The 13,866-nt window shown below is 48.2% G+C and carries 13 protein-coding genes; all 13 read left to right on the top strand.

What is annotated here, in order from left to right; all coding sequences use genetic code 11:
- The first annotated feature begins 14 nt into the window (after positions 1–14).
- The 13 genes from ABSY64_RS03265 (at position 15) to recD2 (ending at position 13,826) form a co-directional block, all read left to right on the top strand.
- The gene (locus ABSY64_RS03265) at positions 15–695 is read left to right on the top strand and encodes a CpsD/CapB family tyrosine-protein kinase (RefSeq protein WP_349641636.1); all 681 of its coding nucleotides are present in this window, start codon (positions 15–17) and stop codon (positions 693–695) included.
- Positions 696–740: 45 nt separating this feature from the next.
- Positions 741–1,316: a sugar transferase gene (locus ABSY64_RS03260; RefSeq protein ID WP_349641635.1), complete on the top strand. Its 576-nt coding sequence runs from the start codon at positions 741–743 to the stop codon at positions 1,314–1,316.
- Positions 1,317–1,330: 14 nt separating this feature from the next.
- A complete protein-coding gene (locus ABSY64_RS03255) occupies positions 1,331–2,473 on the top strand; it encodes a glycosyltransferase (protein WP_349641634.1) in 1,143 nt (380 codons plus the stop codon).
- 1 nt (position 2,474) lies between these two features.
- Positions 2,475–3,518, top strand: a complete 1,044-nt coding sequence (locus tag ABSY64_RS03250) for a glycosyltransferase (RefSeq protein WP_349641633.1) — start codon at positions 2,475–2,477, stop codon at positions 3,516–3,518.
- Positions 3,518–4,393 (top strand): glycosyltransferase family 2 protein, encoded by an 876-nt coding sequence (locus ABSY64_RS03245; RefSeq protein WP_349641632.1) that lies wholly within the window; start codon positions 3,518–3,520, stop codon positions 4,391–4,393. The genes ABSY64_RS03250 and ABSY64_RS03245 overlap by 1 nt, the downstream gene beginning before the upstream one ends.
- 20 nt (positions 4,394–4,413) lie before the next feature.
- Complete coding sequence (locus ABSY64_RS03240) at positions 4,414–5,562, top strand: EpsG family protein (protein ID WP_349641631.1); 1,149 nt, start codon at positions 4,414–4,416, stop codon at positions 5,560–5,562.
- Positions 5,562–6,530 carry a glycosyltransferase family 2 protein gene (locus ABSY64_RS03235; RefSeq protein ID WP_349641630.1) on the top strand — a complete coding sequence of 323 codons (969 nt, stop codon included), beginning with the start codon at positions 5,562–5,564 and terminating at the stop codon, positions 6,528–6,530. Before ABSY64_RS03240 ends, ABSY64_RS03235 begins: the two co-directional genes overlap by 1 nt.
- A 1-nt stretch (position 6,531) precedes the next feature.
- The gene (locus ABSY64_RS03230) at positions 6,532–7,947 is read left to right on the top strand and encodes a flippase (RefSeq protein WP_349641629.1); all 1,416 of its coding nucleotides are present in this window, start codon (positions 6,532–6,534) and stop codon (positions 7,945–7,947) included.
- Positions 7,947–9,329, top strand: coding sequence for an RsmB/NOP family class I SAM-dependent RNA methyltransferase (locus ABSY64_RS03225; protein ID WP_349641628.1), 1,383 nt, complete (start codon positions 7,947–7,949; stop codon positions 9,327–9,329). The genes ABSY64_RS03230 and ABSY64_RS03225 overlap by 1 nt, the downstream gene beginning before the upstream one ends.
- Complete coding sequence (locus ABSY64_RS03220) at positions 9,326–10,297, top strand: glycosyltransferase family 2 protein (RefSeq protein ID WP_349641627.1); 972 nt, start codon at positions 9,326–9,328, stop codon at positions 10,295–10,297. The genes ABSY64_RS03225 and ABSY64_RS03220 overlap by 4 nt, the downstream gene beginning before the upstream one ends.
- Positions 10,298–10,365: 68 nt before the next feature.
- Positions 10,366–10,707, top strand: a complete 342-nt coding sequence (locus ABSY64_RS03215) for a cysteine desulfurase (RefSeq protein ID WP_349641626.1) — start codon at positions 10,366–10,368, stop codon at positions 10,705–10,707.
- Complete coding sequence (locus ABSY64_RS03210; protein ID WP_349641625.1) at positions 10,707–11,360, top strand: histidine phosphatase family protein; 654 nt, start codon at positions 10,707–10,709, stop codon at positions 11,358–11,360. The genes ABSY64_RS03215 and ABSY64_RS03210 overlap by 1 nt, the downstream gene beginning before the upstream one ends.
- A gap of 12 nt (positions 11,361–11,372) precedes the next feature.
- Entirely contained in the window at positions 11,373–13,826 is a 2,454-nt protein-coding gene (recD2, locus tag ABSY64_RS03205) for an SF1B family DNA helicase RecD2 (protein WP_349641624.1), read from the top strand.
- Positions 13,827–13,866 lie beyond the last annotated feature (40 nt).

The following is a 13,866-nucleotide window of genomic DNA, read 5'->3' as shown; positions in this document are numbered from 1 at the left end:
GGCGGGGATTATCCATGTCATTCTTTAAAGCACAACATAATGGCCAGGTGGCTTATCAGGGCGTTGCTAGTCCCTTAGTTGCTTTTTTGGCCCCCGCTAGCCGTCAGGCAGAGGAATTTCGTTCCTTGCGAACCAACATCGAATTCGTTGGTTCTTCCTTGGCAAAGTTCCATTCCATCTTGGTGACCTCGGCCGAAGTTGGCGATGGCAAGAGTACCGTTGCGGCAAACTTGGCGGCAACTTGGGCGAAAGCTGGTAAACAGGTTTTGCTAATTGATGCGGATTTGCGACATCCTAATTTGGATAAGACTTTTTACTTGGATAACCATGGTGGTTTAACGACTTCCATTGCGGGTTTGAAGGTCAATGGGAAGTACGATGCCCTGAAGATGACCTTTGTTGATAATTTGTCCGTCATTACGAGTGGCCCATTGCCACCCAACCCAGTCGAACTGCTCGAATCGAAAAAGATGAGTCAACTGTTGGCTTGGGCAGAGGACAACTACGACATGGTGATTATTGATTCACCCGCCCTTGATGAAGCCACGGACGCCCAGATTTTAGCTAGTAAGGTTGATGGAGTGGCCATGGTTGTCAAAATGAATAAAACGGCGCGTAAGAGCATTGAACGTGCACTTGCCAATTTGAAATTATCAGGTGCTAGAATTCTAGGCGTCGTAGAACGGACTGAATAAATGGATACATTAGCCAAAAAAGACTTCAGTCGGGGAGGTCAAGACATGTACAAGAAGTACTTTAAGCGTGCCATTGACTTTTCGGTGGCGCTGCTTACGCTGATTTTTGCGGCCATTCCGCTATTAGGCGTGGCCTTGATGGTTAAACTTTCTTCACCGGGCCCAGTTCTTTTCAAGCAAGAACGGTTCGGCTTGGATTCCAAGCCTTTTATGGTTTATAAATTCCGCTCGATGCGGGTGGGCACGCCCATGATGGCCAACCACGACATCGCGGATATCCGTAGTTATATCACGCCTTTCGGCTACTTTATGCGCAAAACTTCCATTGACGAATTGCCTCAGCTGCTAAATGTCATCAAGGGCGACATGTCCTTCGTGGGGCCACGGCCCCTTGCCATCGTTGACAAGGAAGTTTTGGATTTGCGCCGGGAAATGGGGGCCGACAAGGTGCGACCTGGCATTACCGGTTGGGCTCAGATTCATGGTCGTAACGCGATTTCCGACATTAAGAAGGCTTCTTATGATGCCGAATATGCCCGTAACGTTTCGCTGCGGATGGATTTTGATATTCTTTTGCAAACGATTGTTAAAGTCTTACAGTCGGACGGTATTTTTCAGTAAGAGAGAAGGTTGTCGTGGTTAAAAAAGTATTAATCGTTTCGTCGACGGCTTCGATGATTCAACAATTTACCATGCCCACGATTGAAATTTTGCAGTCACAAGGTTATCAAGTAGCGGTGGCGGCTAATTTCAAGGAACCGGGGACCATTACAACTGCGGCAGCAGAGCAGTTGAAGGAAAAGTTGGCTAGCTTGAAGGTGTCGGTTTACGGCGTTGATTTTCCTCGTGGAGCCGGATCAATTGCGGGTAACTGGCGAGCTTACCAAAGTTTGAAAAAAATTATGAAGGACGATTGGTCCTTTGTATATACACAGGCTTCTTTAGCCTCCGTTTTAAGCCGGATTCTTGCGCATCAACGCCGGATTCCGGTTCTTTATTATGCCCATGGTTTCCAATTTTATAAGGGCGCTGGTTGGAAAAGTTGGGTCTTGTACTATCCAATTGAAAAGTTCCTGTCTCGCTGGACCAAGGTATTAGTCACTATTAATCAAGAGGATGAAGATTTAGCACGGCAACGTTTCCATGCTCAAAGCGTTGAAAGAATTAATGGGGTTGGCATTGATTACCAACGTTTTGCTGCAGGGATTTCGGCCGCGAAGCGGACGAAAATTCGCAAGGATTTGGGCCTTGTGGACAACCAACGTTTGTTGATTTCAGTCGGGGAGTTGTCGGCCCGCAAGAATCATCGTTTGGTCTTGGAAGCGATGGCTAAGTTGCCCGAAAAGGACTGGTCCTACTGGATTGTTGGCTTAGGCCCTTTGAAAGCAGAACTGCAGGAATATATTGTGGAACATGGTTTGCAAGAGCGGGTGCGCTTGCTCGGTTATCGCAGTGATGTGGCCGACTTGTACCATGTCGCCGATGCTGCTGTTTTCCCTTCACGCTTTGAAGGCTTGATGGTGGCAGGCATGGAGGCAATGGCCGCCGGTTTACCCCTGATTTATGCCCAAGTCCGTGGCATTCAGGATTACGTGGAAGATGGCGTGACGGGTTATGGTTTTGCCGATAATGATTTGGAGCAATTACAGGCCGCAATTTTGACCTACTTGCACGACGATCGCAATTTGGGTGTGGCTGCTCAAAAAGCCGCCCAGCAATTTGATTATCCCGCTATCAAGCAACGCTTGGCGGAGATTTTAAAGGAAATGGAGGACTGAGATGAAAACAGTGTTTCATTTTTTGAATACAGGCAATTATTCGGGTGCGGAAAATGTGGTGTTAAATATTGCCCTGCTAGTCAAGGATGCCAAGCATGTTTACGTTTCGCCGGATGGTCGCATTAATGCTGTTTTGGCCAAGTATGGTGTGGAACATTTAACCATCGAGGATCTGTCGGTTAAGTCGCTGGGCGCTGTCATTGACCGTTACCAGCCTGATATTGTCCAAGCACATGATTTTACAGCATCAATTGCAGCAGCACTTAATCGCCGTCGGATTCACGCTTATGGCGGTCATATCATTTCCCACTTACATAGTAACGATGCCCGGATGACGAAGTTAAGTCCCTTATCCATCCTGTACCGTTGGGCCTTACCAGCCTTCGACCAGGTTCTGGTTGTTTCTCAGGCCGTTATTGACGAGTACTATTTTAAAAAAGCGCTAGCTAAAAAAGCCCAGGTGCTGCCCAACATCGTGAACCCGGAAATATTAGCAGAAAAGGTTGCTGCTTTCGAGGCGGATCCGGTGGACATCATTTTAGTTGGCCGCTTGGTTCCCCAAAAGGGTTACGACTTTTTCTTGGAAATGATTGCACCACTTTTGCATCGCTATTCGGCATGGACAGTCCGCATTGTGGGGGATGGCCCTTTGGAAGGGGATATTCGTCAGCAAATCCAAACTTTGGGACTAAATCAACAGATTGAATTACTCGGATACCACGACAATCCCTATCCTTACATGAAAGCCGCTAAAATAATGGTCTTAACCTCCCGAGTCGAAGGCTTTGGGCTTGTGGCTTTGGAAGCCGAATTGCTTGGTGATCCAGTCGTTAGCACGGCGGTGGGGGGCCTAACCGATTTGGTTAACAAGCAAGTTGGTTTGGCCAGCAATGATGTCGCTGCATTACGGGATGAAATTGAGCGGCTGTTGACCAATGAAGCCTACCGGCACCAAAAGGCTGAGGCGGCCGCGAAGCGTGGTCAGGAAGTCAACCGGGTGTCGGATTTTGTCGGTCGACTTACTAAATTGTACGAGGAAGATTGATGAATGTTACCGTTTTAACCGTCACATATAACCGTGCTCATGAACTGCAGCGGCTTTTTGCTTCGCTACAGGCCCAAAACGACCAGGACTTTCAGTGGCTAATCGTTGATGATGGCTCCAAAGACGATACCCAGGCGGTGGCGGAGGCCTTTAAGGCGGAAAATCCGCACTTCGAACTGGACTATCATTTACAAAAAAACGGTGGGAAATTTCGAGGCATGAACGCAGCCACACAGTGGATTAGCGGCGAGGTCACGATTATTGTTGATTCGGATGACACTTTGGTCGCTGATGGCGTGGCACGCGTTAAGGCTGCTTGGGAAGCCCTGGGTGATTATCAGCGCTACGGGACGGTTGTTTTTGAGCAGGCTGACGCTGCAGGGGATTTACTGGGTCATTTCCCACAAAAGGCCTATCGCGGCAGCGAACTTGATTATCGGGTGAAACAGCGTATCGGTGGTGATTTTGCCGAAACGGTCCTCACGCAAGCACTGAAACAGTTTCCCTTTCCAGATTATCCGGGCGAGCGTTTCTTCCCGGAAGGCTGGCTCTGGAATCAAATCGCCCGTCACTATTTGACGGCGGATTACCAGGGTGTCCTGGTCGTCGGGGGCTATCAGGCCGGTGGCTTGTCGGACCAAGGACGGGCTAACCGGTTGAAAGCACCGCGGGCTATGGTTACTTATTATGCCGACATGGTGGCGGCAGTTTTCCCACTCCAAACACGGTTGAAAGCTGCCCTGGCTGCCCTAACTTATCAACATTTTGTCGCTAAAGACGAGCGTCAGAGGAAAGTGCTTAGCCTGGGCTGGCGACTAATGCTAGGCCTTCCGGCAGCCATTTTAGCTTGGCGCTGGCGCCGACATAATACATAAAATCTTAGAAAGGAAGTTCGATGGCAATCTATCTCAGTCTATTTTTATTGGCGACGCTGGGCCTCTTTTTTACGGGCATTTTTGGGAATAAGAGCTTGAACAACTTCTTTATTTTTGGGATTTTTGCCGCCTTGGTTATCGTTTCCGGAACTCGTTATCATTTGGGTGGTTATGATTACGAAAACTATCTTTATTTTTTCCAGCAGACCCCGGATTTAGCGAATCTGGATGTTTGGGGGCAGATACAGCAAAACGGCCTCTTTGGAAACGATACCGGCTTTTTGATTTTAAATGCCGTGATTAAGTCCTTAGGTTTTAATTTTTATGGCTTCACCTTGATTGTGGCAGCTTTTTTCTGGTTATCCATTTACTTCACGGTTAAACCTTATCTGACGAATATGGGCCTTTTGGCGGTACTTGTTTTCTACAAGTACTTTTTGGACGTTTCCTTTATCTACATGCGCCAGTCGATTGCGGTTGCCATCTTTCTCTGGGCGCTACAAGCCCTCTTGAAAAAACGCTGGTGTCTTTATTTCCCAATTGTGATTTTTGCCGCCATGGTTCATTTTTCGGCAGTGATTTTGATACCGGTCTACTTCATTAATCATGTCCGCTTGACTCGTAAGGGAGTTTTGATTTTTACGATTATCTTTGCACTGTCTTACGTCGTTACTTTGGCCCACATCAACATTTTGCAGTACATGTCCTTTGTCGGATCCTTCCTCGGTGGTACGGGAGCTGAAAAATTCGGCGATGCGGCGAACGGACCCGGCTATGGTGATTCCAGTCTGGTTTCTTCACTCTTTCATTTGGCTGAATTTTTATTGGTTGATGGCCTTTTGTTGGCTAATTGGCAACGAGTCGAGGAGGCCGGGCCAAGGCAGTTACTGGCCGTCAAGCTTTTCTTGATTTTGCTACCGCTTTATTCGATATTTGCCAATTCCTCGATTATGGTCCGCGACGGCTTCTACTTTCTTTTCACCTATGCCGTCGTGATTGATCTGGTCACCCGTAAAAGTGATTTGACGAAGCGTTTACTGGTATATACAGCCTTTGTTCTGGTCTGTTTTTACGGCATGTTCCGCTTTGCCACGCACTTTGATGATGGCGCGTCGTCGCGCTATGTCTCGTATTTGTCTCTGCACCAGAGTATTCGGGAGGGTCAGTAATGCCTAAATTTTCAATCATTACACCGCTATACAATGTCGCCGATTATGTTGGGACTGCAATCCAGTCAGTCTTAGGACAGGATTTTCAAGATTGGGAAATGATCTTAGTCGACGATGGCTCGACTGACGATTCTTTGGCCTATGTCCAAAATATTGCGGAGCAGGATGCCCGCATCAAGGTCATTAGCCAGAAAAATCAAGGCGTGGCCGCGACCCGTAATCGTGGCATTGCGGCGGCGCAGGGGGACTATTTACTCTTTTTGGATCCCGATGATTCCTACAAGACTACTTTGCTTGCTAAGCTCAACCAAGCAATCGAAGGGGCTGCGAAGCCCTTGGACCTGCTCGTTTTCGATTATGAATCTTACCGGCTTGAGGACGGGCAGCGCGTTTTTCTTGAAAAAAGCAATTATGACCATGCTTTAACAAGCTCTGGTGATATGTGCTGGAATAAGGCCTATCGGCGCGAATTTTGGTTGGCAACCGGCTTGTGCTTTCCCAGTCAGATTGCCAACGAGGATACGGCGATGATTCCGGTTTTGGTGGCCTTGGCCCAAACTTGGCAGAAGCTTGATTTGATCGGTTATGAATACCGGCGGGAACGTCCAGGTGCTTTGACCATGCATGAGCAGCAAGCGGCCAATCAAATTCATGAGCAGTTGCTTTCCTGGCGCCTGCTACGCTCGAACCTGCTGGCCCACCAGGATAAAATGCTAGCACAACGACGGACCATTGCTTTTCACGGGGCAGCGGGCTCTGGTTTTTTGCTTCTGCAAAAGGCCTATTTGCTGGCCAACCGTGAGGCCATCGAGGCCTTTACCCATGATTTGAATCAGCACCAACTATACCGGGCCTTTTGGCGCCCTTTTAATCGGCGCTATCTGTTAGCGGCAATCTTTGTTAAACTGTCCAAGATTAAGTTCTTTCAAGCAAGCGTCCTTTGGTATTTAGGTCACGTTAAACACTAAGATGAAAATTTTTAAGAATTATCTTTACAACACAACCTATCAGCTCCTGGCCATCATTGTGCCGCTGGTAACTTTGCCCTACATAACCCGTGTTCTGGGTGCCCAAAGTTATGGTGTTTATTCCTTTACCAACGCCACCATTTCTTACTTTGTGCTGGCTGCTAATTTGGGTCTTTCCCTTTATGGGACGAAAAAAATCGCCCAGCACCGTGATGATGAAGTCCAGCGCTCGCGAATATTTTTTGAAATTGCTCGTCTAAAAATTTGGGTGACCTTGGCTGTTGTGGCGGCTTTTGCCATTTTCCTGATTTTTTACCGGCAGTATGAAATCATTTTGCTGGCGCAGGCCGTTAACATTTTAGCCGTTGGTTTCGATGTTTCTTGGTTTTTTATGGGGCTGGAAGACTTCAAGCGGATTACGATTCGAAACATCGCCGTCAAGCTACTGTCACTATTTTTGATCTTTACTTTGGTCCATCACAGTGGGGATGTTTTGATTTACACCTTGATTGTGGCGGGTTCGACCTTTTTTGGAAACCTGTCCCTGCTACCATTTTTGAAGGGGCAGCTGGATTGGCAGGCCCACCGCGGCTTACACGCCTGGCAGCATCTTTGGCCGGCCTTAGTGCTTTTCGTACCCCAGGTTGCTACTCAAATTTACCTTGTGGTCAACAAGACTATGCTGGGTGAGCTGTCTTCGTTAAAGGCCGTGGCTTACTTTTCATCGGCGGATAGCATTGTTCGCTTGGCCTTGACGATTGTGACCTCGCTATCGACCGTCTTGATGCCTCGAATTGCCCATGCCGCCGCGCAAAAAGCCCATGATGAAGTTCGCGGCTACATGGTGACTTCCTTTGAATTCATGAACTGCCTGGGGGTTTTGCTGGTAGCCGGGATGGCTTCTTTGGCACCTACTGTTATTCCAGTCTTTTTGGGCCAGCAGTTTGCTGAAGTCGGGCAGTTAATTGTGGTGGAGAGTCCGGTAATTCTCTTGATTTGCTGGTCTTCGGCCATTATTACCCAGTATTTGATTCCCTACGAAAAATCGCAGCATTACACCATCGCCACGATTTTAGGAGCAGCGGTTAACATTCTGGCCAATTCCTTTTTGATTGCGCACAGGGGAGCTAGCGGGGCCGTTTTAGCCACCTTGATTTCCGAATTGGTGGTGATGATTTACCTCTTGAAAATCATGGCCGCTTTTATGCCGGTTTACCAGCTCTTTCACCGCTTTTTTACCATGCTACTTGCCGGTGCTGTGGCCTACCTTCTTGGCCACTTTTTGCTGGATCATTTGCACAGCATTTGGCTGGCTGTACCGACCACGGTGCTGCTTGAAACAGCAGCCTATCTACTTGTTTTGACCCTCTTAAAAATGCCTTGGTGGCGTTTAGTTAATTTTAGGAATGATGCCTGATGAATTTACCCGAAGATTTTGTGACAAAGTATACGCGTTTGCTGGGCGATGAAGCGCCGGCTTTTTTTGCTAGTTATGATTTGCCAGCCCACCGCGCCTTTCGAATTAATCCCTTAAAGGAACAAGAAAAGCTCAGTGATACTAACGCCCAAGGACAGTTGCCCTATGGAAAGTGGGGCTACCTGGGTGGCGTTGCTGGCCACAGTGTTGACCACGTGACGGGTTTGGTATATTCACAAGAACCATCGGCGCAATTTGTTGGCGAGGTCTTGGCGCCTCAACCCGGTGAAACTGTCTTGGATCTGGCTGCTGCCCCCGGTGGGAAAACCACCCATTTGGCTTCCTTTATGCAACAAAAGGGCCTCTTGTGGACCAATGAAATTTTCATGAACCGCGCCAAAATCCTTAGCGAGAACGTAGAACGCTGGGGTGTTGAAAACGCTGTTGTTTCTTCGCAGAGCCCCGATCAATTAGCAAAGCGTTTGCCGGAATTCTTCGATAAAATTTTGTTGGATGCGCCTTGTTCGGGAGAAGGAATGTTTCGTAAGGATCCCGCGGCCATGCAGTACTGGTCGGAAGATTATCCGGCTGAATGTGCTAGTCGCCAGCGTGAAATTTTAACGGAAACCGTTAAGATGTTAAAACCTGGTGGGACTTTGGTTTATTCGACTTGTACCTTTGCGCCGGAAGAAGACGAGCAAATGGTTGCTTGGCTTTTGGAAAATTACCCCGAATTTGAAATCGATCCGATTGAAAAGCCCGCCGATTCCGGTATTCAAGACGGCCGCTCCGCTTGGTCAAACTCAACTATTGATATGTCCGGCACCGCTCGTCTTTGGCCTCAGGATTTGCCTGGGGAGGGACACTTTGTCGCTCGCTTGAAAAAGCGTCAGGAAGAAGGGGGCGAAGCCGCCCAGATTAAGGCCTTTAAGCCGGCCAACTTGCCAGCAGAACAAAAAGTCTTGTTGAAGGAATTTTTAGCGGCGACCTGCCCAGGATTAACATGCCCGGCAGACCGTTTGACCCTCTTTGGCGATCATCTTTTCTTGGTGCCTGCAGGGACGCCTGATTTGACCAAGTTCAAAATCTTGCGGGCCGGTCTAGCGTTGGGAACTTTCAAGAAAAAACGCTTCGAACCCGATCAAGCTTTGGCCCTGGCTTTGCATCCTAGCCAAGTGTCTCAGTCCTATGCTTTGGACGAAAATGACTGGGCGCGTTATGTCCACGGTGATGTGATTCAAACTGACAGCGACTTGCAAAAGGGCTGGGTTTTGATGACGGCCAATGGTAACGGCGTCGGCTGGGCGAAATATTCGGCCGGCCAGTTGAAAAACTTCTATCCGAAGGGTTTGCGTTTTCTCGTACAAAAGGATAAAGCATGACAAAGGAACTCGTTTCAGTCATCACGCCGGTATATAATGCCGCTAAATATCTAAAGGATTTTCTACGTGACATTGATTCGCAGACTGCCTGTAATTTTGAATGGCTGTTGATTGATGATGGTTCCAGCGATGAATCTTGGGCAATTTTGACCCAATGGGAAGCCCAGCGTAAAGGCAAGCCGGGTCGAGTTCACTTAATTCAGCAAAGTAACCAGGGTGTCTCAGCTGCCCGCAATGCTGGTTTAAAAGAGGCGCAGGGGGATTTCCTGATTTTTGGAGACTCGGATGACCGTCTGAGCCCTGATTTTGTGGCTGCCTACCATCATGCCATCGTGGCCAATAAAACCGACCTGGCCTTCTTTAATCTTCGTTTGGTCAATCCGGTCGGGGAAGTACTTGGTTTTAAGCAAAATTTGCCGGGTAAGTTTAATGTTAAAGAAGCGATGGGCAATATTTTAAGACAAGAAAGCGGCGCCTTCGTAGTATCTTATATCAGCCGGCGGAGCCTATGGCGTGATTTGGAATTTAATCCGAATTTGTCCTTTTTAGAGGACGAAGAATTGATGTTGCGCTTGTTGACGCGGGCAAAGGAAACTATTTTTTTGCCGGAGTGTCACTACGATTACGTCCAGCATCCAACTTCCCGGGTTAATGCTGCCGCCCTAGCGGATTACCAAAATGGCCTGGCTGCTGTGCAGGCCATGGCCCAAACGGTTGCAGGGATGGAGGATAAGCACTTAGACGGTTGGGCGCAACTGCGCCAGCTGGATTTGCTTTTGCCTTTGATTGTTTTGACTTGGCGTCATAAGGAAGACCGACAGCTCAATCGGGCTTACCGCCAGGATTTTTTGAAGGCTTATCGAGAAGCTATTATTCCGGCAGCTGCCAGAAGACGCTGGCAAATCTTGGCCTTTATCATTGTCTGGCGGCTTAAGCCAGTTTTGTTGGCCTGGTACCGGCAGGTCTAAGGAGCGACCCTCAAAGTGGGGGCTTTTTTGATATAATAATAGTAATTGATTAACGGAGGAAGTTAGACATGGCTTTTGCAAAAGAAGTAACGATGCCCGGGGATGCCACTTACCGGTTGAACCCCAATATTAAGCAGTTTGCGTTGTTGGATTTGGGCTTTTTGAAGAACAATGCGGGGGCCTTTGTTTTGCACCGCGCCTTGGAACCCGACAAGCTTTTGGACCAGTCCATTAAGCTAAAGATTACGGTTAGCAAGGATTTGTCTGGCTTTAAAATGAGCACGGTTTCAGCAGGCGATACCGCCCGAGTGGATATTAACGCCAACCCGAATGCGGCTGAAATGAACGAACTTTATCACTACTTCTTGGATGAGCTCATCCAACGTCAGGTTCTCGAAAAGGTACAGTAATGACGACTTTTTACTTCGTCCGTCACGGACAAACGGAATGGAATTTGGAACGCCGCTTTCAGGGCGGTTTTGGCGACTCACCCCTTTTGCCAGCCAGTTACGATGACATGCACAGCGTGGCCAAGTATTTGCAAGACGTGAACTTTGATCACTTTTTTGCTTCGCCTTTACCCCGTGCTCGTCGAACGGCGGAAACGATTGTTAACGACCTGGACCAAAATAAGCCTTTTTCCTTGCGTTCTAACTTACTTGAAGTAGGTCTTGGTAAGTGGGAGGGGGAGTCGATTGCCCAGGTTGAAAAGGACTATCCCAAGGAATACGACCAGTACCGAAACCATTTGGAAGACTTCGAAGGCGAGGGCTTTGACGGCGAAGGCTACACCTTAGCGGCAGCACGTTTCCAGCGCTTTGCTAAAGAAACGAGTCAGGCCTATCCTGACGGTAATATTTTGGTTGTGGCCCATGGTTTGATTTTAGCTTTTGGCTTAAATGCCCTTTTGCAGACGCCGCGAACTGAAATTCGCCAACGAGGTGGTTTGAGTAATACCTCCACCACAATTTTGACGACCAAGGATGGCCAAAATTATCAGGTTAAAGATTGGAACGTAACTTCTTATTTGAACAAAAAGCAGGATGCAACAACGACGATTTAATCGAGGAAGTTCATGAGCGGACAAGACCAAGAATTGGAGCAGGTGACTGGTACCTTACAAAATATTATTTTCAAGGCCAGTGATTCTTATTTTAAAATTTTATCGATTGCGGTTGATGACACCTCGCTTGCCGATTGGTCTGAACCTGAAATGATTGTGACCGGGACCTTTGCCGATGTGCAGGAGGGTTCCGGTTATACTTTTTATGGCAGTTTGGTGACCCACCCACGCTACGGTAAGCAATTCAAGGCCGAAAGCTACGAAATTGATTTGCCACCCGATGAAAATGGCTTGATTAACTATTTTGCGTCGGGACAGTTTAAGGGGATTGGTCGGAAAACGGCAAGCAAGATTGTGGACGCACTAGGCGTTGATGCGGTCCATTTGATTTTAGATGATCCGACGCTTTTGGCCGGGATTGTTAAGTCAGATTTAGCCCGTTCCTTGGTGGAAACGTTAAAACGTAATTTAGGCTTGGAGCGGCTTTTTCAAATTGGTAGCCAGTATGGCATCGGTGCTGATTTGGCCGGCCGACTGTATGACCAGTACGGCCAAGAAGCCGAAGAAATTTTGACGAAGGAGCCTTACCGTCTGGTGTTTGAATTCGATGGTTTTGCCTTTCGCAAGGTCGACCAGCTCGCCTTAAAAGCAGGCTTCAAGCGGGATGATCCGCGTCGAATTGAGGCGGCCCTCTACGCGACTTTGATGAATTTAACCTTCCGCTCGGGGAATACCTATTTGACGGAGGAACAGCTTTATCCGGCAGTTGCTCGGTCATTGACGGATTATCAGTTTAGCCCAGAACATTTTAATGAAGCCCTTTCGAACTTGATTGGGCAGGGGGCCGTTGTTTTAGAAGACAGCCACTACTATCCACGTAATCTTTACCGCGCCGAAGAACTGGCAGCCAGCAAGTTACGAGAGATTATCCGTAGCCAGGCCGCCTTTACTCTCAGCCATAACCGGATTGAAGCCAATTACCTTTCGGGTCAAAAAATTAAGTTGGATGAACACCAGGAGTCAGCCGTTAAGGCAGGGTTAGCCTCGAAAGTCTTTGTTTTGACCGGTGGACCGGGTACTGGAAAAACGACGATTATCAAAAGTATCGTGGCTTCTTGGGAAAGAATCATTGATGAAATCGCTCAGCAGGACGGTTTTGGCGGTGATTGGCTAAAGGAACAACGGGTTCGTTTAGCCTCGCCGACCGGCCGTGCGGCCAAACGAATGACTGAAATTACCGGCTATGAGGCGACTACGATTCACCGCTTACTGGGAATTACGGATACAGGGGAAGCGGAATTTAACGCCGAAAACCCAATTGGCGGGGGCCTTCTCATTATCGATGAGGCCTCCATGCTAGACATTGAGTTGGCGGCTAAGCTTTTGGACGCTTTGCCACCTTACATCCATCTAATTTTGGTGGGCGACCAGGACCAATTACCATCGGTTGGACCCGGCAATGTTTTGGCCGATTTGATTCATTCCGATGTGATTGACCACGTTGCTCTCTCAACGATATACCGCCAGGGGCGCGGTTCCAGCATTAACCGCCTGGCGGCCGAGATTAAGGCCGGACACCTTCCTGGTGATTTCCAAGAAAATCAAAACGACCGCTCGACCTTTTTGGTTGAACCCAGTCAAACTGCTAATGCCGTTCGGCAGGTTGTGGCGGCAGCGGTAAAGAAGGGCTTTAACCAGAATCAAGTGCAAGTCTTGACGCCGATGTATAAATCTTCAGCCGGAGTCAACGCTTTGAACCTGGAGTTGCAGGAACTTTTTAATCCCCTGAAGGATGGCAAACGAGCCCTAGAATATGGTTCGATAACTTTCCGGGTTGGCGATAAAGTTCTACAGCTGGAAAACGATTCGGAACGTGAAATTTACAACGGCGACATGGGCGAAGTGATTGCCATTCATTCCAAAAATGACCGAGGCATCGCCGAAGATGGTTTGGTGGTGGATTTTGACGGTAAGGAATTGGACTATCCCAAGAAAACCTTGAAGCAGTTGACCTTGGCCTACGCCACCACGATTCACAAGGCGCAGGGCAATGAATTTCCACTGGTGATTGTCGTTTTGACCGACCAGTTCGCCCCCATGCTAAATCGCAATTTGCTTTATACCGCCATTACTCGTGCAAAAGAGGCGCTGGTTTTGGTGGGGCAGTATTCGGCCTTTCAACGAGCTGCTGAACAAGCCATTCCAGTCCGACAAACCTCTTTGGTTGAACGTTTGGAAGGCGACTTGGGGCCAGCTAAAAAGACAGCGAAAAAAGCGGCAGTCAAGCAAGAAATTAAGGCTGAAAAACCGGTTCCGACCGCCGATTCGCAAGTACTTTCAAAGACGGCAGAAAGCCTGCCAAGGCCGGCTTTAAGCCATGAATTAACCCTTAATAATTTGGACGAGGCCATGGCCAATCCCATGATTGGCATGGACGGAATTTCTCCCGAGGATTTTATGGCATAAAGGCCTGTAATTGTTATAATAAAAGAAGCTAATGATGCCC

This window comes from Eupransor demetentiae (assembly GCF_963930865.1).
Taxonomy (GTDB): Bacteria; Bacillota; Bacilli; order Lactobacillales; family Lactobacillaceae; genus Eupransor; species Eupransor demetentiae.
The sequence above is the reverse complement of the archived record's forward strand: the minus strand, read 5'-3'. Positions and strand labels throughout refer to the sequence as shown.

What these genes read in the sequence shown, in the direction of transcription:
- ABSY64_RS03265 (WP_349641636.1), top strand. Translation starts at nt 15, where the DNA reads ATGTCATTCTTTAAAGCACAACATAATGGCCAGGTGGCTTATCAGGGC.
- ABSY64_RS03260 (WP_349641635.1), top strand. Translation starts at nt 741, where the DNA reads ATGTACAAGAAGTACTTTAAGCGTGCCATTGACTTTTCGGTGGCGCTG.
- ABSY64_RS03250 (WP_349641633.1), top strand. Translation starts at nt 2,475, where the DNA reads ATGAAAACAGTGTTTCATTTTTTGAATACAGGCAATTATTCGGGTGCG.
- ABSY64_RS03245 (WP_349641632.1), top strand. Translation starts at nt 3,518, where the DNA reads ATGAATGTTACCGTTTTAACCGTCACATATAACCGTGCTCATGAACTG.
- ABSY64_RS03240 (WP_349641631.1), top strand. Translation starts at nt 4,414, where the DNA reads ATGGCAATCTATCTCAGTCTATTTTTATTGGCGACGCTGGGCCTCTTT.
- ABSY64_RS03235 (WP_349641630.1), top strand. Translation starts at nt 5,562, where the DNA reads ATGCCTAAATTTTCAATCATTACACCGCTATACAATGTCGCCGATTAT.
- ABSY64_RS03230 (WP_349641629.1), top strand. Translation starts at nt 6,532, where the DNA reads ATGAAAATTTTTAAGAATTATCTTTACAACACAACCTATCAGCTCCTG.
- ABSY64_RS03225 (WP_349641628.1), top strand. Translation starts at nt 7,947, where the DNA reads ATGAATTTACCCGAAGATTTTGTGACAAAGTATACGCGTTTGCTGGGC.
- ABSY64_RS03220 (WP_349641627.1), top strand. Translation starts at nt 9,326, where the DNA reads ATGACAAAGGAACTCGTTTCAGTCATCACGCCGGTATATAATGCCGCT.
- ABSY64_RS03215 (WP_349641626.1), top strand. Translation starts at nt 10,366, where the DNA reads ATGGCTTTTGCAAAAGAAGTAACGATGCCCGGGGATGCCACTTACCGG.
- ABSY64_RS03210 (WP_349641625.1), top strand. Translation starts at nt 10,707, where the DNA reads ATGACGACTTTTTACTTCGTCCGTCACGGACAAACGGAATGGAATTTG.
- recD2 (WP_349641624.1), top strand. Translation starts at nt 11,373, where the DNA reads ATGAGCGGACAAGACCAAGAATTGGAGCAGGTGACTGGTACCTTACAA.